Consider the following 23,885-nt stretch of genomic DNA (forward strand, 5'->3'; position numbering starts at 1 on the left):
GATTCCTTGGGTCCGCGCGCGGGACACTGCCTACGTCGGGCATCGGGTCGCCGGCGTCGGCGCCAGCGGACCAGCGTCACCTTCGCTCCGTTCAGGACGCAGCCGCCCGCTACCGTCGTCTCCGGCTCGCCGGATGACGGGCAGGCGGCCGGCTCGCCGCTCGTCCGAGGCCTCGGATCCGCCAAAAAGTAGACCGCGAATAGACCGCGACTGGCCGCAGACCACCGGCTTCAGCCGTACACAACCGGACATCCCGGACTGGAACGGCGTTTCAATCGAGCCTGCCCAGAAGCCTGTTTTCGCAGTTCGGAGGTGGTGCCCCCGGAGAGATTCGAACTCTCACTACACGGGTTTGAATCCGTTGCCTCTGCCAGTTGGGCTACGGGGGCGCGACGTGGCGGCTCTACGAGACCTTGGAATTTGTTGCTCGGGCACTGCGGGCGGACCTCAGGGGGAGTGTGAAGGCGAAGGATGCGCATCGCGGGCGACGAGCTGGAGGGAAACGTCGGCGTGGTCGAGGCTTAGCCATGGGTATGGGTTGTCATCCCGCCAGTGATAGGTGGTCGGGCGGTCATGGCGTCACCTCGGGCGTCGTCCAAGAACTGGTAGCCCTCGGCAGACGCTGACGTGAGCCGGCCGGCGTACGGCCGCAGTGCAGCGCTATGGTTTGTCGCATGAACACGCATCCTGCGCAGGGATGCTACGAACACGTGTTCGAGTCCCCCCTTTGAACACGCAAACGTGGGAAATCTTCCGCTCGAAGGCGGGTCACTCAAGCTGCAGGTCAGTGGCGAACTTCAGCGTGGGGTTATAGATCAACTCGGTCCGAGCAGCGGACCGCCCACGGCGCCCAGCTCGGACACCCCACCGCCCACTGGGTGATTTCGAGATAGAGCGCCCGGACGGCAAACAGGATGCTGTAGCGGTCCTGACCCTTCCTGGACCCAGCCGGAGCAGGCCCACGCGCTGCTTCCACGCCGCCGCGACCTCCGGGTGCAGGTCGGGACTGTCGATGCCGGGGTGATGTTCTTCGAGTTCTCCGGCCTCTCCTCGTCATCAAGCGAGGATGTCACTCGTGGATAGCGACCGTGACAAGCGCCAGGGTGATCTCGCGGTCTCGGTCGCCGTCCTTGTGCGTCACGAACGTCGGTGTGCCATTGATCGAGTGGGCGTCGCGCAGGTAGCGAGGATGGGAGCGGACGATGTTCTCGGCCTCGGCGATGACCGCGGTGGCGTTCTTGTTGCGGATGAACACCACCATCGCGGCGTGTGTGTCACGCCAGGTGATGTAGCGGTCCAGGAGTTGCGGCAGGTCGTGCTCGGCGAAGTTCTTCGGCCCGGACCACCACTTGCACTCGGCGAGGAACACCGCTCCGCCATCCCAGGGCAGGTAGATGTCGGTCTTGCCGCGTTTGCTGAACGTTTCCCCGGTAGCCGCGCCGTAGATGCTGTGCAACACCGTCAGAATCTGGTCACGCAAGCGTTCTTCCCGCTGGTCGGCGTAGGTGACGGCAAGGCGCTCGAACATGCGCGTGGCCGCGACGATGTCGCCGATGATGTACGCGAAGTCCTCAGGGGTGATGGCGGGCTCCGGGGCGAACGGCTGATGCGGCCGTATTTGCCGCGTCGGTGTGATCCGTCGCCGGGTGACGGGCTGGACCCGGTAAGTCTTCGCGGCCTCCTGGTCGCGGTGTAGCGGGACGCCGAGGATGGCTTCGGTTTCCCGATCGGCCAGCACCTTGGTGCGGCGGGCTGCAGCCGCACCGCGTACTCCCGTGCGCAGCTGCTCGTTCGCTGTGGCGATATCGCTGCGGCTGTACTTGAGGTAGGTCTCGATCTTGTCGATCTCGGCCTTCAGCGCGGTGACGATGTTGCCGCGGTCACGTTCCAGGACGTCGGCCGGGACATCCTGGAAGACGCTGATGCTCCCGTTGGTGATGCTGGCCTGCGGTGGGTTGAACGAAGAGGTGCTGGCCTGCATTCGTAGCACGTCCACCAGGCCCGCGTACGGCACGCGGTAAGTGATCCGGCTGCCGGCCACGTAGACCGGACCGGACCGGACCGGTTGGACACTACGCGCATCGGGTCGCGGGAGATGTCGACTTGCTGGTCGGTGACGCTGCCGGTGACGCCGGCGTGGTCCAGTCGGGGTTCGGGCACCCGATAGCGGTCGACGATTTCCTCGGAGATCTGTTCGTGCGGACGCTCCAAGATTTCATCGGCGCTGACTCGCTCCACCTCGGCCAGCGCGTCGCGGTGCCGCTGCTCCAGCCACGTCCGCAGGTAACTCCGCGAGAACAACAACTCCTGGCCTGTCACCTGTCCACATCCCTCCGGCAAGCTGCCGTAAACACACACCGACCTGCGCCTTCATGCGAGTCGGCACCCACGGTAACGCTCGTCACCGACAGTCCACGGCGCCGACTCCCCGGCCGCAGTGGTCCCGGCGGTGAACCACCCACCCGGTAGTGCTCGCTCAACACCCGCCTGTGATCGAATGGCGGACCGGGAGCGCAGGCAGGAGAATCGCCGGGTGATCGACCGGGATGAGATCGACGCAACCTGTGAGTTCCTTGGAGTTCATGCGGCTGACGTGCAGCGCGACTACCTGTACGGATGGCTGCTGGCCGGTCTATACGGTGATAGCCCACTCGCTGGTGACCGGCTCGTCCTCAAGGGCGGCAACGCGTTTCGCAAGGGCTACTTCGCCAACACCCGGTTCTCCGGTGACCTTGACTTCGCTGCCCCGACCGGGTTGGACGCTGACCAATTCCTTGACGTGTTGAACAACGCTTGCCGGATGATCCAGGCCCGTACCGGCGTCGAGTTCGACATCGGACGCAACGCGCAAACCGGTCAGCGCAGCATCGACAGTAGCAAGACCGTGTACAAGTTCACGTTGTACTTCAAGAACTTCTACGGCAAGACCAGCACGATGACGATCGCGCTCCGGATGGATGTCACCGAGTTCGGACGCCTGTACTTGCCGATTCAGCAACGCAACCTCATCCACCCCTACTCCGACCAGGCCGACTGCGCGACCACACTCGCGGTCGTGAGCATCGAGGAGGCCCTGGCCGACAAGCTTAAATGCCTGCTGCAACGGCACTCGTCGAACGACCTGTTCGATCTGGTCTACGCGATCTTCATCAACAACGACATCGCTGTCGACAAAACGCTGTTCGTGACCACGTTCCTGCGCAAAACCATCTTCGAGCCCAGCCCGCAGGCCGCGCTCAAACTGCTGCTCGCGGTGCCGTTCGAAATCATGCGCCGGTACTGGAAAAAGATCGTCTGCGCTGCGGCCAGCCGGATGGACTTCACCGCGGCAGTCCAGCTTTTCACCGACGAGCTACAGGCCCTGTTCTCGTCGTTCCGGCGCGGTGAGGGCAACCAGCTCGCGTTCTATCCCGCAGAGCTGCGCACGCCCATCATGCAAGCCGGGCAGGCGCAGACCCTGCTGCGCATTACCTACGACGGGATACCTCGACTGGTTGAGCCGTATTCGCTGGCCTTCAAGTGGAGTAAGCGCGGGGCCGGGCAGGAGTACCTTTACGTCTGGGATCAGACCGGCGGTCGCTCAGGCCCGGGCATAAAGAGCTGGTTCAACTGGAAGATCACCTCGCTGGAGACGACTGACGTCACGTTCGAGCCCCGGTACGAGATCGAACTCGCCAAAGCCGGAGAATATGGCGAACGCACCACATTCTCATCCCCGCGATCTCGCGCGGGAAGATCTGGTATGGCGCGCCCGCACCGACAGGCCCGTTACAGGGTCCGGTGCGCTTCCTGTCAACGCGAGTTCGACCGGACCGGGGCTTCGACGGTGATGCGTCCTCACAACGACAGCTATGGCAACCCGTGCCGTGGACGGCGAGCTCACCGCATCTGAACACAGCTGGATTGCCTGCCATCGAACATCGACAACGCAGTGAGGGCCGTCGGCTGAGGCATGCGAGTCTGGCCATGCTCCTGCGCCGACGATCTGTGAGGGGACCGCGACATCCTCAGCCGTGCCCGACGTCACGAATCGGCTGTGCACGACCATCGCGGTCTGCAGCGGCGGTGGTTCGAGGAACGGCTCGGGCAGGCGTCGAGTTCCGCCTCGTCGAGACGCTGGGCTGGCGCGATGGAGTGGTGCTCGGCTGGGCGGGTATGCGCAGCTTGATCCCCTCGGCGGCGAAGACCCTGTCGCGCGACGCGCTGGACCGCGGGCGCGTGCGTGCCTGGCTGTAGTCGGCAAGATGACGGCCGTCCCCGGTTGCTTTCGCGCGGAAGGGCAACCTAGCTGTCTTGGTGAGTGGATGCGCCCGCCGCTGGGTGCCGCCGCCTGATCGTGCAGTTCCGCGTGGCGAGGTGCTCAGCCTGCGAGAAATATACTGAATAGCTTGTCTCCAACCGAGCGTACTTCCGGAGTTAGAGGCGTCACCGGTGCAGAGTCAGGCGCCGGTCCGCTACCTGAGGATGGAGCCGATGACTCTTCGATTCTTGCTGAACGTCTTCGTTATGAGACCGATCGTCACTTGCTATTCCTGGTACCTCGCTTCGAGCTCGATCGGAGTCGGGGTTTGCGGGAGGTCCTCGAAGTGTCGTCTTCGCGAGATGCGTGGTATGCGTCGACTACTGAAGTGGGGATCCGCCCGCGATCGGCCACCTCGTAGCCGTTTTCCTGGGCCCATGAACGGATGTCGTGAGCCGCCGAGTAGTTGGCGGTCTGCTGGGACTGTTCTTTGGTGCTGTCGGTCGGCTGGCCGACCGCGACCTTGATGCGGCGTCCTCCGGTTCGGCGGGCGGCCAACACGTAGGGCGCCAGCGCTTCACGCAAACCGTCGGAGTTCGGGATGGACAGGTCGATCTCGTACGAAACGCCGTCGAGTCCGAAGGGGACGGTCTGCTCCGCCTGACTGCCGTCTGTGTCGTCGAATATCTCGATGGTGACCTTCTTGGCCATCTCTGGAACCTTTCGTTCGGTCGCTGATTCGTGTGATCGATCGGCCGAATAGTAGCGTTCGTAAAACCTGTGGCAACAGCGGGTCTGCGCGTTGACGAGTCTCTTTGAGGTTCTTTAGAGAAACTATTGACCATCGGCGATCATGTAGGCATGGATAGGCATGTGCTGCGGCGAACACTTCCCTGATTTGACTCGATTACTTGATGAGGAATTGGAGTATGTGATGGGTGTCGAACGTGACCATGGGGGCGCAGGTGGTGGTGCGGTCGCTGCTGCGATCCGGGAGCTTGCGGCGGCGGTCCGCGCGACCGCGCCGGAGGCGCCGGCGGATCCGGATGCGTTGTTGACCGCGGAAGAGGCCGGGGAGCTGCTGCAGCTGTCGCCGAGGATGTTGAAGGACCAGGCCGCCGTCGGGGTGCTGCCGCATCGCCGGTTCGGCAAACACTACCGATTCACCCGGGACGACGTGACCGAGATCGTGCGGCTCAGCGCCGCGCCGGTGAACCCGGCCCGGCGGCGGGTGTCCGTTGCGGACGTTGCCCAGGACTTCCGCGCCGCGTGAGGCGGGCGGAGTAACAGAGAAGAAGAGGAGCGAAGGATGGCCTATGGCCAGGAATGCCCCGGCACGGGGGAGTGGCGTGCCCGGTACAAGCGTCCCGACGGGACGTGGGGGAGCAAATCAGGGTTCCCCACCGAGAAGGCGGCTCAGGATTGGGGCCTTGAGCAGGAAGCGCTGATCCGCCGGAACCTGTGGCTGGACCCGCGTGATGGCGAAACCCAGTTCGAGGACTTCGCCGAGGAGTGGCTCGGTGCGGTGGCTCCGCGGCTGGAGCTGAACACGGTCGCGAAGTACCGGTCGTTCCTCGACCGCCAGCTGCTTCCGCAGTGGAAGGCGTGGCCGCTGATCGCGATCTTCAACGGGTACGTCGAGATCGAGCGGTGGCTTTCTGAGTTGCATGACGACTATGCCGAGTCGTCGGTGTCCTCGTACTTCGCTTTGTTCTCGACGATCCTCAATGGCGCCGTGCGGGCTCGGATGATCCCGGCCAACCCGTGCAACGGCGTCCGCGTGTCGAAGGGTGAGTTCGACGCTGAGCGGTTGGTGGCCACGCCGGCGCAGGCGCTGCGGGCCGCGATACGGCTTTATGAGCAGGGTCAGCAGGGTCTGGGGATGTCGGGGTTCGTGCTGTGCCTGATGGATTTCTATACCGGTGCCCGATGGGGTGAACTCGTCGGGCAGCAGCGGCACGAGTACGACTCTGAGAAGCGTGGCATCGAGATCCGGACGCCGCTGAAGGAGGTGGCAGGGAAGGTCTACAAAGGAGGCCGGAAGAGTGATGATCATCACCATTCGGAAGGTCGGAACCGGCCACCGACGAGGCGTGGGAACTCCCGGCCGAAGAAAGGACGAACCAAAACCCCTGCCGGGACTCGGTTCGTGGCGTTGCCGCCGGGGATCGCGGTGCTCTACGAAGAGCTGATGGACTCACATCGAGAGCCGTTCGTGATGTGCACGCCCGAGGGGCACCCGTGGCGGCGGTCGAACTTCCGGATCCGGTTCTGGCGACCGGCATGGGACGGCGTCGAGCTGGACGACGCCGGTGCGGGGGAGCGGCGGCCGCCGATCCTGCCGACGTTTACGTTCCACGAAGGACGGCACACGCACGCGACGTGGCTGACCGAAGACGGAATCCCGGAGGTCGCCCGGCGGGCGCGGCTGGGCCAGAAGATGAAGGGCATCGCCCGCGTCTACGACCACGTGACGCCGGCGATGGTGAATCAGATCCTGGACGTCCTGGAGGAGCGCTGGCTGCGGTCGCTGGCGTCGCTGTATCCGGGGGAGCGGGCGAAGCTGGTGTCCTGGTTCCCGCACCTGCGGTCCGGGAGGGCCATCCCGGCGCTGGGTGCCGTCGCCGGATTATCGCCGACTGACGAGTAGAAGCCCTGCCCCTCCGGGGAGGGACAGGGCTTCAGACCTGCAGTTTCAGGTGGTGCGCGATACTGGGATTGAACCAGTGACCTCTTCCGTGTCAGGGAAGCGCTCTCCCGCTGAGCTAATCGCGCGAGGTGGAGACGGGATTCGAACCCGTGTACACGGCTTTGCAGGCCGTTGCCTCGCCTCTCGGCCACTCCACCGTGCCAGGCCTCGAGAAGCCTACCGAGCGGATGACGGGATTCGAACCCGCGACCCTCACCTTGGCAAGGTGATGCGCTACCAGCTGCGCTACATCCGCACTCCGCAGCTTCGGGTCCTTGAGGCTGTGCGCCTCACCCCGTCGCCGTGGTGTGCAAAAACCATATCGAACCCCGCAAACGGCTTTGACACCGGGGTGTCACTTGGCCGTTGCGGCGCCGTGATCAGGCCAGATCGTGCGGGATGAGGTGGGTCAGGGCGTCGTCGACGTCCACCCACAGGTGCTCGTTGCCCGGCAGCACGACGTCGTAGGTGCGGTCGAGGAAGTCGGCCAGCTCCTGGGCGGACGCCTCGAACATGGCGTGCCCGGACGGCGAGTTCAGCTCGATGAGCACCGATTCCGGGTCCTCGACCGACGGTCGGATGCGGACGTCGCCGTCGCCCGCGTCGGCCAGGAGGCCGTCCGCGAGGAGGTCGCGGGCGTACACCCACTCGACCCAGCCGGCGCGGCCGGTGCGGAAGGCGGCGACGACCGCGTACGGGTCGCGTGTGTCGTAGCGCAGCTCCACCTTCACCGGAACCGCGGGCGTCCGCGGCGCCAGCAGGTCGAAGACCGCCGTCGAGCGGAGCGTCACGTGATCGTTGCGCATCGTCCTACCCCTCGTCTCCCTTCCCGGCCCGGCCTGGCCGAGGGCGTCACCACTGGGACGCACCGGGAGGCCGATTCCGTCGCGGGTAAGCCGCAGATCACCCGTCCGGGCGCATCGGCCCCTGTCTGTCGTCCGTGGTTCACCCGCGGCACGCAGTACGACGGACGCGCCCGCGAGGGTCCCACCTGTCCATACTGCGCGGTTTGATCGCCGCGTGGTAGCACCGTCGCACGGATGTCGAACGTCGTGTCGGGCGGCCCCCGGGCCTCACAACCCCGGTTAGCTCGGGGTTGTTCGTTCCGTACTCGTCGGTAAGCGGAGTGTGGTCGCTCAGGACCACCCGTTTGCAGGCGTTCTGAAGTCGTGCGCTACAGTTACCCCCAACACCCCGAGCGGGCGATTAGCTCAGGGGGAGAGCGCTTCGTTCACACCGAAGAGGTCACTGGTTCGATCCCAGTATCGCCCACCCGAATCGCGGAAGAGCCCTGTTTGCGGAAACGCAGGCGGGGCTCTTCTCGTTGTGTCCGGTGGCGACCGCGCTCCGCTGAGGCGGGTCCCGGACCTCCAGCGTGTGGTCACTTTTCGCGGTGGCCTCCGGAGTGCGGCCATCCCCCGTGCGGGTAGGCGTGCGATCCGGAGTGAACTGTCCCCGCGACTGCGCCGTATGAGCTGTCAACAGAGCTTCGGGCCCGGTGTCGCGGGCCCGGTGGGACTTTCTTCCGGAAGCTGCCGTGTCGGTGGCTTTCTGTCGAACCGGGCCACGCTGGGAGGTGGTGGTGTGATCCTCGGCACGCGACGGCGGCGCGATCGCGCCGGGCCGTCCCGCTGTGACCGCGTGGTCACGGTGCGCAGCCGGTGGATCACCGGCTCGGCCGCGTTCGGGCCGTGGTCCGCTCGCGCAGGGTGATCCGTGACGGAAACCGGCACGAGTGACGACTTGGCGACGAACGTCACCGCGTGATCACCCGGCGGACCGCCCGGGCCCGGCACGGCGCCGTTCGATCCATTGTGGACCGCCAGTCCCTCGCGATGTCCACAGTGGATTCCGCCGGCCACTCGGCCGTTCGGGCGGGCGGCGTCCACCCGGGTGCGGGTATCGCATTTTTGGCTACATTGCGTAGTTTTCCTCGGGATACGCGCTATTACCCATCGTCATCATCTTGTTATCTTGCGGCCATTTTCTGGCGGGGAAGACGCACAGCATGTGGCTCGAAATCGTTGTAACGATGCTGAGAGAGTCGCCGATACCTTGCCTTGTGAAGCTTCCGCGGCCCCAGCGCGACCACCGAGTTTGCCATCACTCTCCGAAATCACTCTCGGTGACGCAGTGTGCCCGCGGTTACAACTCCGATTCCTGTTTCCGGGAGGTCTGATGGAAGAGTCGGTGCGGCCTTCGTACACGGTGGCCCAGCCACCGCCGCACATCGACCTCCAAGCCATCCCGCGACCCGCCAAGCGGGACGGGGCCCCGGCCATAGAACCGGCCGGCACCCCGTCGCCCAAGGCGCTACCGGCGGCCTGGGAGGCCAGATACAGAGCCTGGGTCATCGGCAGCGACGTCTTCGTGACGCTGCTGGTGATCGCGATCAGCGCGTTCGTCATCGACCGCGTGGCTCCGCACGACATGCACGCGTTCGGCACGATCCTCGCGATCTTCGTCTCCCTGCCGGTGAGCCGGGCGTGGAGCCCGCGCGTGCTCGGCGAAGGAGCGGAGGAGTACCGCACCCTGGGCCGGGGCTTCATCACCGCGGCCGTCCTCGTGGCGCTGGGCGGGCTGCTGTTCGGCGCGCTCGAGGTCCAGGTCTGGGTGTTCGTCGTCGTCCCGGCGATCGCGCTCGTCGCGTTCCCGCAGCGCTACCTGCTGCGCCAGGTGCTGCACCGCAAGCGCGCCAAGGGACTCTGCCTGCTGCCGGTGATGGCCGCGGGCAGCCCCGAGACCGTCGCGGACCTCATCGCCCGCACGCGGTCCGAGGTCCACGTCGGGTGGCGCGTCGAGGCGGCCTGCACGTTCACCGGGCACGGCGCCGACCGCGACAGCGGGGAGATCGACGGCGTCCCGGTGGTCGGGCGGCTGGAGGAGCTGTCCCGGCACGTGCGCCGCGGCGGCTACCGCGTCGTCGCGATCACCGCGGACCAGTACTGGAGCCCGAAGCGCCTGCAGCGCCTGGCCTGGGACATGGAGGGCACCGGCGCCGAGATGGTCGTGGCGCCCGTGCTGATGGAGGTGGCCGGGCCCCGGCTGAACGTCACCGGGGTGCTGGGGATGCCGCTGCTGCGGGTCACCGCGCCGATGTTCACCGGCGGGCGCCGCGTGGTGAAGGAGATCGTGGACCGCGCCGGCTCGGCGTTCCTGCTCACGATGATGTCCCCGCTGCTGCTCGCGATCGCCGTCGCGATCAAGCTGAACGACCGCGGCCCGGTGATCTACCGCCAGCACCGCGTCGGTCGTGACGGCGCCGTGTTCACCATGCTGAAGTTCCGGACGATGGTGACGAACGCCGACGAGATCCGCAAAAAGCTCCAGGCCGAGAACGAGGGCGCGGGCCCGTTGTTCAAGATGAAACGGGATCCGCGTATCACCCGTGTGGGTGGTTTGCTGCGCCGGTATTCGCTCGACGAGCTGCCCCAGTTGTTCAACGTCGTCTCCGGGAAGATGTCGCTCGTCGGGCCCCGTCCGCCGCTGCCGGAGGAGACCGCGCAGTACGCGCCGGACGCGCGCCGCCGGCTGCTCGTGAAGCCGGGCCTGACCGGGCTCTGGCAGGTGAGCGGGCGCTCCGACCTCACCTGGGCCGAGAGCATCCGGCTCGACCTGCGCTACGTCGAGGACTGGTCCCTCGCGCTGGACCTGGTGATCCTCTGGAAGACGTTCCGCGCGGTGATGGGCGGTCAGGGCGCCTACTGACCCGTCCGGTTTACCACCGCGCTTTCCGCGCCACGGCCGCCGATCCCCGCCGCGGGGGATCGGCGGCCGTGCCTGTTCCCGGGTTTGGTGATCCACTTCACCGGCGCGGGAGGGCCGAGCGCGAAATAGTTCAACGCTCAATCAGGTTGGACGGGGTGACCCACCCACGGAAGGAACCCGCGCATGACCACCTTTGCCGAGCAGGACCAGGCCCTCGAGCTGCCCGCGGACGTCCAGAACCTGCTGTTCCGCGAGGCGCGCACGGCGAACAGCTTCAGCTCCGAGCCGGTGACCGACGAGCAGGTCCGCGCGATCTACGACCTCGTCAAGTGGGCCCCGACGTCGAAGAACACCCAGCCGCTGCGCGTGCTGGTGCTCCGGACCGCCGAGGCGAGGGCCCGCCTGCTGCCGCACATGGCCCCGGGCAACCGCGGCAAGACCGAGGCCGCGCCGCTGACCGTCGTGCTCGCCGCCGACGTCGACTTCCACGAGAACCTGCCGCAGGTCTTCCCGCACGCCCCGGGAGCGAAGGACAGCTTCTCGGACGAGGACGGCCGCGTCGAGTTCGCCAAGCTGAACTCGCTGCTGCAGGTCGGCTACTTCATCATCGGCGTCCGCGCCGCCGGGCTGGCCGCCGGCCCGATGACCGGTTTCGACGCCGCCGGTGTCGACAAGGAGTTCTTCGACGGCAAGCCGCTGCGCTCGCTGGTCGTCGTCAACGTCGGCAAGCCCGGCGAGAACCCGTGGTTCGACCGTTTGCCGCGGCTCGACTTCGACCAGGTCGTCGAGACCCTCTGAACTGACTAACCCGATCGGGCGGGCCGCCTCCGGCGTGGAGGCGGCCCGTCCGGCATTCCCGGACGCGGGTGAGGCGCGGACCGGCCGCCGACTAGCATCGTCGGAGTCGTCTTTGTCACTCCAGTTCGAGGAGCCGATCGTGTCGCAGCCGTCCCCCGTTTCCCCCGTGGCCGCCTCCCGCGTGGTGGTACCGGCGGGCACTACGGCGGGGTCGGCGGTCCGCGAAGCGGGCCTGCCGACCAAGGGCGCGGACACGGTCGTCGTCGTGCGCGACGCCGAGGGCAAGCTGCGCGACCTCGCCTGGGCCCCGGAAGCCGACGCCGAGGTCGAGCCGGTCGCCGCGAACACCGAGGACGGCCGCAGCGTCATCCGCCATTCGGCCGCGCACGTGCTCGCCCAGGCCGTGCAGCAGCAGTTCCCGCAGGCCAAGCTCGGTATCGGCCCGCCGGTGAAGGACGGTTTCTACTACGACTTCGCCGTCGAAACCCCGTTCACCCCGGAAGACCTGCAGGCGCTCGAAAAGCGCATGAAGCAGATCGTGAAGGGCGCCCAGCAGTTCTCGCGGCGCGTTTTCGACTCCGTGGACGAGGCGAAGAAGGAACTGGCGGACGAGCCGTTCAAGCTCGAGCTGGTCGACCTCAAGTCCGAAGTGGACACCTCCGAGGTGATGGAGGTGGGCGAGGGCGAGCTCACCATCTACGACAACCTCGACCCGCGCACCAAGGAACGTGTCTGGAGTGACCTCTGCCGTGGTCCGCACGTGCCGACCACCAAGTTCATCCCCGCGTTCAAGCTGACCCGCGTCGCCGCCGCGTACTGGCGGGGGAGCGAGAAGAACCCGCAGCTGCAGCGGATCTACGGCACGGCGTGGGAGTCGGCCGAGGCGCAGGACGCCCACCTCGAGCGCATCGCCGAGGCCGAGCGCCGCGACCACCGCAAGCTCGGCGCCGAGCTGGACCTGTTCTCCTTCCCGGAGGAGATCGGCTCCGGCCTGCCGGTGTTCCACCCCAAGGGCGGCATCATCCGCCGGGAGCTGGAGAACTACTCGCGCCGCCGCCACGAGGAGGCCGGCTACGAGTTCGTGAACACCCCGCACATCAGCAAGGGCGAGCTGTTCCACACCTCCGGCCACCTGCCCTACTACGCGGACACCATGTTCCCGCCGGTGCAGTTCGACGAGGAGAACTACTACCTCAAGGCCATGAACTGCCCGATGCACAACCTGATCTTCCGCTCGCGCGGGCGGTCCTACCGCGAGCTGCCGCTGCGGCTGTTCGAGTTCGGCACGGTGTACCGCTACGAGAAGTCGGGCGTGGTGCACGGCCTGACCCGCGTGCGCGGCCTGACGATGGACGACTCGCACATCTACTGCACCAAGGAGCAGATGCCGGGCGAGCTCCGGTCGCTGCTGAAGTTCGTGCTCGACCTGCTGGCCGACTACGGCCTCTCCGACTTCTACCTCGAGCTGTCCACCCGCGGCGACTCGGCGAAGTTCATCGGCGAGGACTGGGAGTGGGAGGAGGCCACCGAGACGCTGCGGCAGGCCGCCGTCGACTCCGGCCTCGAGCTGGTCCCGGACCCGGGCGGCGCGGCCTTCTACGGCCCGAAGATCTCGGTGCAGGCCAAGGACGCCATCGGGCGCACCTGGCAGATGTCGACCATCCAGCTGGACTTCAACCAGAACAAGCGCTTCGAGCTGGAGTACACGGCGCCGGACGGCACCCGGCAGACGCCGGTGATGATCCACCGCGCGCTGTTCGGCTCGATCGAGCGCTTCTTCGGCGTGCTGACCGAGCACTACGCGGGCGCGTTCCCGGCGTGGCTGGCGCCGGTGCAGGTGGTCGGCATCCCGATCACCGCCGACCAGGTCGGCTTCCTGCGTGACGTCGAGAAGGCGTTGCGCGCCAAGGGGATCCGCGCCGAGGTCGACGCCAGCGACGACCGGATGCAGAAGAAGATCCGCACGCACACCACGCAGAAGGTGCCCTTCATGCTGCTGGCCGGCGCGAAGGACGTCGAGGCGGGCGCGGTGTCGTTCCGCTTCCGCGACGGCGGGCAGATCAACGGGGTGCCGGTGGCCGACGCCGTCGCCGCCATCGCCGGCTGGATCGAGGGCCGCGAGAACGCGTCGCCCTCGGCCGACGCGCTGGCGGCGGTCGTCCGGTGAGCGACGGTCCCGAAGCCGGTCCCGACCTCGTCGAGCAGCAGGGCGTCGGGGTCCAGGACACGTTCCACCGCCTCTGGACCCCGCACCGGATGGCCTACATCAAGGGCCACGACAAGCCGGACGGCGACGAGGAGCCCGGCTGCCCGTTCTGCCGGATCCCGGCGATGGACGACAAGACCGGCTTGATCGTCGCGCGCGGCGAGGTCGTGTACGCGGTGCTGAACCTCTACCCGTACAACCCGGGGCACCTGATGGTGGTGCCCTACCGGCACGTCGCGGACTACACCGACCTGACGCCGGAGGAGACGCGCGAGGTCGCGGAGTACACCCAGCACGCGATGAAGGTGATCCGCGAGGTGTCGGGTGCGCACGGGTTCAACATCGGGCTGAACCAGGGCGTCATCGCGGGCGCCGGGATCGCCGCGCACCTGCACCAGCACCTGGTGCCGCGCTGGGGCGGCGACGCGAACTTCATGCCGGTGATCGGCCAGACGAAGGTGCTCCCGCAGCTGCTGGGCGAGACGCGCGACCTGCTGGCCGACGCCTGGTGAACCCGTAACCGGCAACCCCTGGTTGAGGGTTCAACCAGGGGTATGCTGGGGGTATGTCCGATACTCGATGGCTCAGTGACGACGAGCAGCGCGTCTGGCGTGAATTCAACCTGGCCACGCGCATGCTCAGCGCGCACCTCGAGGCTCAGCTCCAGCACGACTCGGGCATGCCCCACACCTACTACGAGGTGCTCGTCTCGCTGTCGGAGGCGCCCGGCCGCCGGCTGCGGATGAGTGAGCTCGCCGACGCGCGCCAGGCGTCGCGCAGCCGGCTCTCGCACGCCGTCGCGCGCCTGGAGGCCAACGGCTGGGTCCGCCGCGAGGCCTGCCCGACCGACAAGCGCGGCGCGTGGGCCGTCCTGACGAAGGAAGGCTTCGCCGCCCTCGAAGCCGCGGCCCCCGGGCACGTCGAGGCCGTCCGGGAGAGCCTGTTCGACCCGCTGACGCCGGAGCAGGTGGCCGCGCTGGGCGAGATCAGCGCCGCGATCCGCAACGGGCTGTCGCCGAAATGCGCCGCGGCGCAGGCCGCCGAAGAAGCTCGCGAGTACCCGGGCGAGGTCGTCCGGCTGCCGAAATCGGGCTGACGCGGGGCGGCGCGTCGGGTTCACCGGGGCGGGTCGATAGGCTGCCATCGCCCACCCGACCCTCGTAGCCAGGTGCCTCAGACGAACCGATGCTCAATATCTTCGCGCGTGCCTCAGTTTCCCGCGTCACCGATCCGATCGGCCAGGCGCTGGTCCGCGCCGGGCTGACCCCGAACGCGATGACCGTGCTCGGCACCGCCGGCGCGATCGCCTGTGCCCTGGTCTTCTTCCCGAACGGCTTCCTGCTGTGGGGCACCTTCACGGTGTGGGGCTTCGCCATGCTCGACCTGCTCGACGGCGCCATGGCCCGGGCCCGCGGCTACGGCACCCCGTTCGGGGCAGTGCTCGACGCCACCTGCGACAGGCTGGTCGACGGCGCGCTGTTCGCCGCGATCGCCTGGTGGTGCTTCGTGGTCGACGACAACCACCCCGCCGCCGCGGCGGCCCTGCTGTGCCTGGTCCTCGCCCAGGTCATCTCCTACGTCAAGGCCCGCGCCGACGCGTCCGGCCTGCCGGTCGACGGCGGTCTCGTCGAACGCGCCGAGCGGCTCATCATCGCGCTGGTCGGCACCGGGCTGCACGGCCTCGGCGTGCCGTGGACCGTGGACATCTCGCTCTGGCTGCTGGCCGTGCTGTCGGTCATCACGCTGCTGCAGCGCTTCGCCGGTGTGGCGAAAGCGGCCCGTGAGGCCGCCGCCGGGGAGCAGCCGGTATGAGCAAGGTGTCCGGCAGGCTCAGCGAGTTCGGGTACGCCGCCGCGTGGCGGCTGGCCGGCTGGCTGCCCGCCGGGTTCGGCGGCACCGTGTTCTCGCTGGGGGCGGACCTCGCCGTCCGCCGTGACGCCGGGGGCGTGCGGCAGCTGCGCACGAACCTCGCCCGCGTGGTGCCGCAGGCCGACCCGGCCGAGCTGGACGAGCTGACCCGGCGCGCGATGCGCTCGTACGCCCGCTACTGGCACGAGACGTTCCGGCTGCCGTCGATGGACCAGAAGCAGGTCAGCGGCAAGGTCGCGGCCTCGATCACCGGCGTCGAGAACCTCGACGCGGCTCTCGCCGAGGGCAACGGCGCCGTGATGGCGCTGCCGCACAGCGGCAACTGGGATATCGCCGGCGTCTGGCTGGCCGACTACCTCGGCGGGTTCACGACCGTCGCCGAGCGTCTGAAGCCCGAGTCGCTCTACCGCCGGTTCGCCTCCTACCGCGAGTCGCTCGGGTTCGAGATCGTCCCGCTGACCGGCGACAGCTCCGCGATGCGCGTGCTGCTCAAGCGGCTGCGCGAGAACAAGGCCGTCTGCCTGGTCGGTGACCGCGACCTGACCGACAACGGCATCCCCGTGAAGTTCTTCGGCGAGCCGGCCCGGATGCCCGGCGGCCCGGCGCGGCTGGCCGCGACGACCGGCGCCGCGCTGATCCCGGCGGGCTGCTGGTTCACCGAGGACGGCTGGCAGGTCCGGCTGCACCCGCGCATCCGCGTCACCGCGCGGGCCGAGGTCCCGGCCGCGACGCAGGCGCTGGCCGACATCTTCGCCGGCGACATCGCCGCGCACCCCGCCGACTGGCACATGGTGCAGAAGTTCTGGCCCGCGGACATGGAGGCCGCCGAGCCGGGCAGCCTCGAAGAAGCGAGCTGAGCCGTGACCGCGCGACCGATGCGGATCGGGATCGTGTGCCCCTACTCCTTCGACGTGCCCGGCGGCGTCCAGGGGCACGTGATCGACCTGACGAAGGCGCTGATCTCGCGTGGGCACCAGGTCTCCGTGCTCGCGCCCGCCGACGACGACGCGGACCTGCCCGAGTTCGTGCACCCGGCCGGCAAGGCCCTCGGGATCCGGTACAACGGCTCGGTCGCCCGGCTGCAGTTCGGCCCGGTGTCCTACGCCCGCGTGCGCCGCTGGATCCGCGAAGGCGACTTCGACGTCCTGCACCTGCACGAGCCCGCCGCGCCGAGCCTGTCGCTGCTGGCGCTGCTCATCGCCGACGGCCCGATCGTCGCGACCTTCCACACCGCGACGACCCGGTCGCGCACCCTCTCGGCGTTCCAGCCCGTGCTGCGGCCGCTGCTGGAGAAGATCACCGCGCGGATCGCGGTGTCCGCGCTGGCCCGCCGGGTCCAGGTGGAGCACGCGGGCGGTGACGCCGTCGAGGTCCCCAACGGCGTCGACGTCGAGTTCTTCTCCTCAGCGATGCCGTTGCCGGGCTACCCGCGGGCCGGCGGCACGGTCGGGTTCGTCGGCCGGTTCGGCGAGCCCCGCAAGGGCATGGGCGTGCTGCTGGAGGCGCTGCGGCGGATCCTGCCGGAGTTCGAGGACCTGCGGCTGGTGGTCGTCGGCCGCGGTGACGAGGACCAGCTGCGCCGCGACGCCGGTCCCGAGCTGGCGCCGCACCTGGAGCTGCTCGGCCAGGCCACCGACGCGGTCAAGGCCCAGGCCCTGCGCAGCGTCGACGTCTACTGCGCGCCCAACACCGGCGGCGAGAGCTTCGGGATGATCCTCACCGAGGCGATGGCCGCGGGCACGCCGGTGCTGGCGAGCGGCCTCGACTCGTTCCGCCGGGTGCTCGACGACGGCCGGGCCGGGATGCTCGTCGAGACCGGCGACCCGGGCGCGCTGGCCGACGGGCTGCGCGAGCTGCTCGGCGACCCCGCGCGCCGGGCGTCGCTGGCCGCGGCGGCGGGGGAGCGCGTCACCATGTTCGACTGGTCCGTGGTGGCCACGCAGGTGCTGCGCGTCTACGAGACGGCCGTCGCCGCCGACCCGCGGCGCGTCGCGGCGCCGGAGCGGGAGTTCGCCCGGTGAGCGTGCTCGGCTGGCTGCTGCCGGTGCTCGCGGTGATCGTCGTGCTCGGCGGGCTGTTCCTGGTCGCGACGGCGAACCGGCTCGACCGGCTGCACGTCCGGATGGACGCGGGCTGGGCGGCCCTCGACGCGGCGCTGGCCCGCCGCGCGGTGGTGGCCCGGGCGGTCGCCGTGGTGCTGGGCGACGCGGAGCTGCGGACGTCGGCCGAACGCGCCGAAGCGGCGCCCCGGCCCGATCGCGAGACGGAGGAGAACGAGCTGACCCGGGAGCTGAGCCGCGTCGACCGGGCGGGCCTGCTGCCCGAGCTGGCCGAGGAGCTGACCGACGCCGAGCACCGGGTGATCATCGCGCGGCGCGTCCACAACGACGCCGTCCGCGACACCCTGCGGCTGCGGCGGCGCCGGAAGGTCCGCTACTTCCGGCTGGCCGGGACCGCGCCGGTGCCGGAGTACTTCGAGTTCGCCGAGCCGGAGGTCTGACGCCGTGAGCTGGTGGGTCGTCGTCGAGGAACAGCGCGGCACCGGTGAGGGCCGGAGCGCCGACCAGGCGACCGCGGAGGCCGAGGCGCTGCGGCTCGCCCGCGAGTACCAGCCCGCCTACCCGTGGTCGCCGAAGTCGCGGCGGGTGCTGCGGGTCGCGGGCGGCTACCTGGTGATCGTCGACGGCCGCACCTCGACGTTCCACTTCCGGCTGACGGTGGGCGAAGAGATCTGAAACGGATCGGCGCCCGCCCGCGTCGAAGGGGCATGAGTTCGATCTGGTGGGTGGTCGTCGAGGAGCAGGGCGGCGCCGGGGACGCCCGGGGCTGGTCGGTCGCGGAGGCGGAGCGCTACCCCGACCGCGAGAGCGCGGAGGACGAGGCGTACCTGCTGGCCAAGCAGCACCGGCCGGCGCGGCCGTGGTCGCCGCAGGGCCGGACGGTGCTGCGCGTGGCCGGCGGGTACCTGGTGCTCGTCAAGGGCAAGACGGACACGTACCAGTTCCGGGTCTCGCTGGGCGAGGAAGTGCGCTGAGCGGGGGCACAATGGCGGCATGAGTGAACCCGAGGCCTGTGAAGTCGCCCACGGCGCCGCCGAACCGGACTCCGGCGTGCGGACCCTGGTGGCCGTCTTCGCCTCGCCGGTGTCGCGGTACCTGCTGAAGTTCGCGCGGGACCTCGGGTTCCACGTCGCGCTGGTCGACCCGGACGCGGCGCGCGCGACCGACGTCCCGGACGGGTTCGAGGCCGCGACGACGTTCCCGCCGCTCGACGGGTCCGCCGACGTCGTCGTCACCGACCACCACCGGCCGGAGCTCGGCGCGGTGCTCAAGGCGGCGCTCGAGGAGAAGCCGCGCTGGATCGGCGTGCTCGGCAACCCGCGCCACCCCGGCCCGCACCTGGCCGCGCTGCGCGGCCTCGGCGTGCCGGACGCCGAGATCGCCCGCGTGCACCGCCCGGTCGGCCTGAACATCGGCTCGCGCACGCCACCGGAGATCGCGATCGCCACGCTCGCCGGCCTGCTGGCCGACCGCAACAACCGCCCGGGCGGCTTCGACTTCTGAGCGCCCAGACCCGTCGTGAGTGTTTAGGGCGGTTAGAACCGCCCTAAACACTCACGACCGGCCGCGGCAGACCCGGCTAGTGGACCGCCATGCCTTCCGGCATCGGCTCGAAGCGGGCGTGGTGACGGCTGAACGTCGCCGTGCCCGAGGTCATCGAGCGCAGGTCGATGAGGTAGCGCAGCAGCTCGGTCGCCGGGACCTCGGCCTTGATCATCGTCCGGCCGCCGTCGCCGGCTTCCGTGCCCAGCACCCGGCCCCGGCGGGACGACAGGTCGCCGAGCACCGTGCCGAGGTGCTCGTCCGGCAGCCGGATCGCCACCTCCTCCAGGGGCTCGAGCATCGTGATGTGCCCGTTCGCCGCGGCCTCCCGCAGGGCCAGCGCGCCGGCCGTCTGGAACGCCGCGTCGGAGGAGTCGACGCTGTGCGCCTTCCCGTCGACGAGTGTCACCTTGATGTCGACCACCGGGTGCCCGTCGCCGAGCCCGCGTTGCAGCTGGGCCCGCACGCCCTTCTCGACGCTCGGGATGAACTGGTGCGGCACCGAGCCGCCGACGACCTTGTCGACGAACTGGAACCCGCCACCGCGCGGCAGCGGCTCGACCTCGATGTCGCAGACGGCGAACTGGCCGTGGCCGCCGGACTGCTTCACGTGCCGGCCGTGGCCCTTGGCGAGCTTGCCGAACGTCGAGCGCAGGCTGACCTTCACCGGCTCCGTGTCGACGTCCGCGCCGCCCGCGCGCAGCCGGGACAGCACGACGTCGGAGTGCGCCTCGCCCATGCACCACAGCACCAGCTGGGCGGTCTCGGCGTTGCGGTCCAGCCGTAGTGTCGGGTCGCCGGCGACGAGCCGGGACAGGTTGCGGGCGAGGGTGTCCTCGTCGCTGCGGGTCTTGGCGACGACGGCCACCGGCAGCAACGGCTCCGGCATCGTCCAGGGTTCCATCAGCAACGGCTCTTCGGGGGACGACACGGTGTCGCCGGTCTCCGCCGAACCGACCTTCGTCAGCGCGCAGAGGTCGCCCGCGACGCAGTAGGGCACCTCGCGCAGGTTCGCGCCGAGCGGGGAGTAGAGGTGCGCGACGCGCTCGTCGGCGTCGTGGTCCTCGTGCCCGCGCTCGGCGAGGCCGTGCCCGGACACGTGCACCGGCCGCTCGGGCCGCAGCGTCCCGGAGAACACCCGGACGAGGGAGACGCGCCCGACGTAGGAGTCGACGGCCGTCCGGACGACCTCCGCGGCGAGGGGGCCCGCGGGGTCGGCGGTCAGCCCGGCGTGCGGGTCGCCGTCGGGCGTGGTGACGTCGGGCGGGGCGTGTTCGAGCGGGGAGGGAAACGCCCGGACGATGCCGTCCAGCACCTCGGCCAGGCCGGTGCCGGTGGTCGAGCAGACCGGGATGACCGGGTGGAAGGTGCCGCGCGCGACGGCCGTCTCCAGGTCGGCGATCAGCGTCTCCTCGGCGATCTCCTCGCCGCCGAGGTAGCGCTCCATCAGGGTTTCGTCCTCGCTCTCGGCGATGATCCCTTCGATGAGCTCGTTGCGGGCCTCGGCCAGCCGTTCGAGGTCGGCCGGGTCGGGTTCGCCGAGTTTCGGCGGATGCCCGCCGGAGTAGTCGAAGTACCGCTGGGTGATGAGCCCGACGAGGCCGTCGGCCGCGGGCAGGTAGAGCGGCAGCACGCCGGCGCCGAAGGCGGCCTGGCAGGCGGCGATCTCGGCCATCGGGTCCGCCCGGTGGTGGTCGAGCCGGGAGACGACGACCGCGCGCGGCATGCCGACGGCGGCGCACTCCTCCCACACCGCGACGGTCGCCGCGTCGACCCCTTCGGCCGCGCAGACGACGAACAGTGCCGCGTCGGCCGCGCGCAGCCCGGCCCGCAGCTCGCCCACGAAGTCCGCGTACCCGGGGGTGTCGATCAGGTTGATCTTGTGGCCCTGGTGCAGCACCGGCGCCACCGAAAGGCCGACCGAACGCTGCTGGCGGACCGCCGCCGGGTCGTGGTCGCACACCGTCGTCCCGTCGACCACCGAGCCGGCGCGCGACACCGTGCCGGACGCGGCCAGCAGGGCCTCGGTGAGGGTCGTCTTCCCCGAGCCCGACGGGCCGACTAGCACCACGTTGCGGACCTTGGCGGGGTCGTTCACAGCGACGGCGGCCCCGGTGTCGGCGTTCTTGGCTTGTCGGTCGGCCATGACGGCTCCTCGGCGAACGGCGGACGTACGAGATGTGTCCTCGATCACACACCCGCTACCCTGGTCACGGCAAGGCACGGGTCCCGGGACCAGCCGAATGCCCGGGGGAGCGGGGCGAGGGGGAGTTTGGTGACGGTGAACCGGCGGACTTTTCTGCGGATTTCGGGGGCGGTTCCGGTGGCCGGTCTGGCCGGCGGGCTGCCAGGAGACGAATGGGACCGACTCCGGCGGAAACTGGCCGGACCGTTGTTCCGGCCGGGCGATCCGGGCTACCCGGAGGCGAAACAGGGCTACTTCACGATGTACGACTACCGCGTGCCGGCGGCCGTCATCGGCGCGACGCGGATCGAGGACGTCCAGGCCGCCGTGGGCTTCGCGGCCCGGCACGACCTGCCGATCGCGGCGCGCAGCGGCGGCCACAGCTATCCCGGCTATTCCACTGTGGACGGCGGGATCGTGGTCGACCTGAGCCGGTTGGCGGGCATCGAGGTCCGCACCGGCGGCCGTGCGGTGATCGGCGCCGGGGCGCGGCTGGGACCGATCGCCACGACGCTCGCCGCGGCCGGCCGGGTGCTGCCCGCGGGCAGCTGCGACACGGTCGGCATCGCCGGGCTCGCCCTCGGCGGCGGCGTCGGGGTGCTGGACCGGAAGTACGGCCTGACGTGCGACCACCTGGAGGCCGCGCGGATCGTCACGGCGGACGGCCGGGCGCGCACGGTCTCGGCGACGGCGGAACCGGACCTGTTCTGGGCGCTGCGCGGCGGGGGCGGCGGCAACTTCGGGATCGTCACCGCGTTCACGTTCCGGACCGTGCCGATCGCCGACGTCGCCACCTTCCAGCTGTCCTTCCCGGTGGGCACGCAGGCCGCGCTGTTCGCCGCCTGGCAGGAGTGGCAGCCGGCGATGCCGGACGAGCTGTGGTCCGGGATGGGCCTCGGCGACGACCACGCCAGCCTCGGCGGCACGTTCCTCGGTCCCGAAGCCCGGCTGAAGGAGCTGCTCGACGACCTGATCCGCCGGGTCGGCACGCCGCCGACCGAGCAGCGGCGGCGGACCACGGACCACCTGTCCGCGATGCGCTCGTTCGACGACCGGGAGTCCCGGCCCGGCGCGGTCGCCGCCCGGGCGGCCTACGTCGGGACCTCGCGGATGCTCACGCGGCCGGCCGCCGACCCGGCGGCGGTCGTCGACGTGCTGATCCGGGACCCGGGCGTCGACACCATCATCGACGCCGGCGGCGGCGCCATCGCGCGCGTCGGCGTCCGGGACACGGCGTTCCCGCACCGGCACGCACTGGCGAGCCTGCAGTTCCTGCACAGCGCCGAACCGGGCGAGGGCGGCGAGGCCGGCGCCCGGCGGTCGCTGGCGGCCGTGCGGGACGGGCTGGGGCCGGAGTTCGGCACCACCGGGTACGTCAACTACCTCGACCCGGAGCTGCCGGACTGGCCGGTGGCGTACTACGGGCCGAACCTGCCGCGGCTGCGCGCGGTCGCCCGGAAGTACGACCCGCGAGGAATTTTCGCTTTCCCGCAAGGACTTTCCGAGCCCCACTCGACTGTCCACAAGGGAGCGCTCTAACCTGGAGCCGTTCCGGCGGCAGGAGGCAGCGTGCTCGACCTGGCATTCTCCACAGAGGACCTGGCCCACACCCGGTTCGCGTTCTCGCCCGCGTGGGAGATCGTGGCGAGCGTCCGCGTCCTGAACCAGCCGGGGGAGCACGCCCTGCACCTGCCGTGGGTCAAGCGGGCCACCGCGGCACTCGGCGAGGCCGGGCTGGACATCGCGCTCCTGCGTGAGCTGGTGCCCGTCCGGCACCTCCCGGGCTTCCTGGCGGGCACCCCCTCGACGCCGGTGCCGGAGCTGGCCGACGAGCTCGCCGACCTGCGCGACGTGCCCGCCCGCTTCGTCCGGCGGGAGCTGGACGCGATGACCGGGCCGCGCTCGCTCGCGCTGAACCGCTTCCACCGCGACCCGGAGGCGGGCCTCGACCGGCTCGCGACGCTGATGGAGCGGTACTGGGAGCTCGTGCTGGCCCCGGAGTGGCCGCGGATCCGCGCCCTGCTCGAGGCGGACGTGCTGCACCGGTCGCGGTTGCTGGCCCGCGGCGGCGCCGCCGAGCTGTTCAACGACCTCACGCCGATGGTCCGCTGGCAGGGCGGCACGCTCACGGTGGCGCACCGGCACCTGCACGCCGCCGTCCCGCTCGACGGGCGCGGCCTGGTGCTGGTGCCCTCGGCGTTCGTCTGGCCGCGGGTGTTCTCCAAGACCGACCCGCGCTGGCAGCCGGTGCTGCGGTACCCGCCGCGCGGGATCGCGACGCTGTGGGAGGCCGGCACCGCCGTCGCCCCGGGCGCGCTGGCCGCCGTGGTGGGCCGCGGCCGGGCGATGCTGCTGGCCGAGCTGGCCGCGCCGGCGTCCACTTCGGAGCTGGCCCGCCGCACCCGGCTGAGCGCCGGGGCGGTGTCGCAGCACCTCGGCGTCCTCAAGGCCGCGGGCCTGGTCAGCGGGCACCGTGCCGGACGTCACGTGCTCTACACCCGCACCCGGGCGGCCGAGGTCCTGGTCGCGGGCGCGGGCGAAGTGGACTGCTGAGATACCCGTGTACTGGCCTGCCTGAAGAGGCCACC

General features: G+C 69.7%; 21 protein-coding genes and 5 tRNA genes. 18 read left to right on the forward strand and 8 right to left on the reverse strand.

Annotation, left to right across the window (positions count from 1 at the left end):
- Positions 1-313: 313 nt before the first annotated feature.
- Positions 314-389: transfer RNA gene (locus tag OHS58_RS10290), tRNA-OTHER, on the reverse strand.
- A 680-nt stretch (positions 390-1,069) separates the two neighbouring features.
- Positions 1,070-2,041 carry a hypothetical protein gene (locus tag OHS58_RS10295; RefSeq protein ID WP_328648063.1) on the reverse strand — a complete coding sequence of 324 codons (972 nt, stop codon included), beginning with the start codon at positions 2,039-2,041 and terminating at the stop codon, positions 1,070-1,072.
- 492 nt (positions 2,042-2,533) lie between these two features.
- Between OHS58_RS10295 and OHS58_RS10300 the strand changes: the two genes are divergently transcribed.
- Entirely contained in the window at positions 2,534-3,892 is a 1,359-nt protein-coding gene (locus tag OHS58_RS10300) for a nucleotidyl transferase AbiEii/AbiGii toxin family protein (protein WP_328648064.1), read from the forward strand.
- A gap of 627 nt (positions 3,893-4,519) precedes the next feature.
- On the opposite strand, the gene OHS58_RS10305 is transcribed toward OHS58_RS10300, so the two are convergent.
- Positions 4,520-4,951: a histone-like nucleoid-structuring protein Lsr2 gene (locus tag OHS58_RS10305; protein ID WP_328648065.1), complete on the reverse strand. Its 432-nt coding sequence runs from the start codon at positions 4,949-4,951 to the stop codon at positions 4,520-4,522.
- A 223-nt stretch (positions 4,952-5,174) separates the two neighbouring features.
- Here OHS58_RS10305 and OHS58_RS10310 point away from each other — a divergent pair, with 223 nt between their 5' ends.
- The gene (locus tag OHS58_RS10310; RefSeq protein ID WP_328648066.1) at positions 5,175-5,513 is read left to right on the forward strand and encodes a helix-turn-helix domain-containing protein; all 339 of its coding nucleotides are present in this window, start codon (positions 5,175-5,177) and stop codon (positions 5,511-5,513) included.
- Positions 5,514-5,705: 192 nt separating this feature from the next.
- Positions 5,706-6,890, forward strand: a complete 1,185-nt coding sequence (locus tag OHS58_RS10315; RefSeq protein ID WP_328649788.1) for a tyrosine-type recombinase/integrase — start codon at positions 5,706-5,708, stop codon at positions 6,888-6,890.
- Between the two features lie 50 nt (positions 6,891-6,940).
- Here the strand turns inward: OHS58_RS10315 and OHS58_RS10320 are convergent.
- From OHS58_RS10320 to OHS58_RS10335, 4 genes are all read right to left on the reverse strand, one after another.
- A tRNA-Val gene (locus OHS58_RS10320) sits at positions 6,941-7,015 on the reverse strand.
- A gap of 1 nt (position 7,016) precedes the next feature.
- Positions 7,017-7,087: transfer RNA gene (locus OHS58_RS10325), tRNA-Cys, on the reverse strand.
- A gap of 25 nt (positions 7,088-7,112) precedes the next feature.
- Positions 7,113-7,185 (reverse strand) — tRNA-Gly (locus tag OHS58_RS10330).
- A gap of 124 nt (positions 7,186-7,309) precedes the next feature.
- Positions 7,310-7,735 carry an SsgA family sporulation/cell division regulator gene (locus OHS58_RS10335; protein WP_033293569.1) on the reverse strand — a complete coding sequence of 142 codons (426 nt, stop codon included), beginning with the start codon at positions 7,733-7,735 and terminating at the stop codon, positions 7,310-7,312.
- Positions 7,736-8,129: 394 nt separating this feature from the next.
- On the opposite strand from OHS58_RS10335, the gene OHS58_RS10340 reads away from it, so the two are divergent.
- The 13 genes from OHS58_RS10340 to OHS58_RS10400 all read left to right on the forward strand — a co-directional run bounded on the left by OHS58_RS10340 (position 8,130) and on the right by OHS58_RS10400 (position 19,073).
- Positions 8,130-8,201, forward strand: a tRNA-Val gene (locus OHS58_RS10340).
- A gap of 906 nt (positions 8,202-9,107) precedes the next feature.
- On the forward strand, positions 9,108-10,637 hold the full coding sequence (locus OHS58_RS10345; RefSeq protein ID WP_328648067.1) for a sugar transferase: 1,530 nt from the start codon (positions 9,108-9,110) through the stop codon (positions 10,635-10,637).
- A 183-nt stretch (positions 10,638-10,820) separates the two neighbouring features.
- Positions 10,821-11,435 (forward strand): malonic semialdehyde reductase, encoded by a 615-nt coding sequence (locus OHS58_RS10350; protein WP_326952957.1) that lies wholly within the window; start codon positions 10,821-10,823, stop codon positions 11,433-11,435.
- A gap of 139 nt (positions 11,436-11,574) precedes the next feature.
- Positions 11,575-13,602 (forward strand): threonine--tRNA ligase, encoded by a 2,028-nt coding sequence (gene thrS, locus OHS58_RS10355; protein ID WP_326950051.1) that lies wholly within the window; start codon positions 11,575-11,577, stop codon positions 13,600-13,602.
- Complete coding sequence (locus OHS58_RS10360; protein WP_328648068.1) at positions 13,599-14,153, forward strand: HIT family protein; 555 nt, start codon at positions 13,599-13,601, stop codon at positions 14,151-14,153. The genes thrS and OHS58_RS10360 overlap by 4 nt, the downstream gene beginning before the upstream one ends.
- 53 nt (positions 14,154-14,206) lie before the next feature.
- Complete coding sequence (locus tag OHS58_RS10365; RefSeq protein ID WP_247052280.1) at positions 14,207-14,737, forward strand: MarR family winged helix-turn-helix transcriptional regulator; 531 nt, start codon at positions 14,207-14,209, stop codon at positions 14,735-14,737.
- Between the two features lie 89 nt (positions 14,738-14,826).
- On the forward strand, positions 14,827-15,453 hold the full coding sequence (gene pgsA / locus OHS58_RS10370; RefSeq protein WP_247052279.1) for a phosphatidylinositol phosphate synthase: 627 nt from the start codon (positions 14,827-14,829) through the stop codon (positions 15,451-15,453).
- Positions 15,450-16,367: a phosphatidylinositol mannoside acyltransferase gene (locus OHS58_RS10375; RefSeq protein WP_326950049.1), complete on the forward strand. Its 918-nt coding sequence runs from the start codon at positions 15,450-15,452 to the stop codon at positions 16,365-16,367. The genes pgsA and OHS58_RS10375 overlap by 4 nt, the downstream gene beginning before the upstream one ends.
- 18 nt (positions 16,368-16,385) lie before the next feature.
- A complete protein-coding gene (locus OHS58_RS10380; RefSeq protein ID WP_328649789.1) occupies positions 16,386-17,531 on the forward strand; it encodes a glycosyltransferase family 4 protein in 1,146 nt (381 codons plus the stop codon).
- Positions 17,528-18,010 carry an NUDIX hydrolase gene (locus OHS58_RS10385; RefSeq protein WP_247052277.1) on the forward strand — a complete coding sequence of 161 codons (483 nt, stop codon included), beginning with the start codon at positions 17,528-17,530 and terminating at the stop codon, positions 18,008-18,010. The genes OHS58_RS10380 and OHS58_RS10385 overlap by 4 nt, the downstream gene beginning before the upstream one ends.
- Positions 18,011-18,014: 4 nt before the next feature.
- Entirely contained in the window at positions 18,015-18,245 is a 231-nt protein-coding gene (locus OHS58_RS10390; protein ID WP_328648069.1) for a hypothetical protein, read from the forward strand.
- Between the two features lie 32 nt (positions 18,246-18,277).
- Positions 18,278-18,544: a hypothetical protein gene (locus OHS58_RS10395; RefSeq protein ID WP_326950047.1), complete on the forward strand. Its 267-nt coding sequence runs from the start codon at positions 18,278-18,280 to the stop codon at positions 18,542-18,544.
- A gap of 19 nt (positions 18,545-18,563) precedes the next feature.
- Positions 18,564-19,073: an XdhC family protein gene (locus OHS58_RS10400; protein WP_328648070.1), complete on the forward strand. Its 510-nt coding sequence runs from the start codon at positions 18,564-18,566 to the stop codon at positions 19,071-19,073.
- Between the two features lie 76 nt (positions 19,074-19,149).
- Here the strand turns inward: OHS58_RS10400 and OHS58_RS10405 are convergent, their stop codons facing one another.
- Positions 19,150-21,258, reverse strand: a complete 2,109-nt coding sequence (locus OHS58_RS10405; protein WP_326950045.1) for an elongation factor G-like protein EF-G2 — start codon at positions 21,256-21,258, stop codon at positions 19,150-19,152.
- Positions 21,259-21,393: 135 nt separating this feature from the next.
- On the opposite strand from OHS58_RS10405, the gene OHS58_RS10410 reads away from it, so the two are divergent.
- Together OHS58_RS10410 and OHS58_RS10415 are read left to right on the forward strand one after the other, a co-directional pair.
- Positions 21,394-22,836, forward strand: coding sequence for an FAD-binding oxidoreductase (locus tag OHS58_RS10410; RefSeq protein ID WP_328649790.1), 1,443 nt, complete (start codon positions 21,394-21,396; stop codon positions 22,834-22,836).
- Positions 22,837-22,866: 30 nt separating this feature from the next.
- Positions 22,867-23,850 carry an ArsR/SmtB family transcription factor gene (locus OHS58_RS10415; protein ID WP_328648071.1) on the forward strand — a complete coding sequence of 328 codons (984 nt, stop codon included), beginning with the start codon at positions 22,867-22,869 and terminating at the stop codon, positions 23,848-23,850.
- Positions 23,851-23,885 lie beyond the last annotated feature (35 nt).

The organism is Amycolatopsis sp. NBC_00348 (assembly GCF_036114655.1).
Classification (GTDB): Bacteria; Actinomycetota; Actinomycetes; order Mycobacteriales; family Pseudonocardiaceae; genus Amycolatopsis.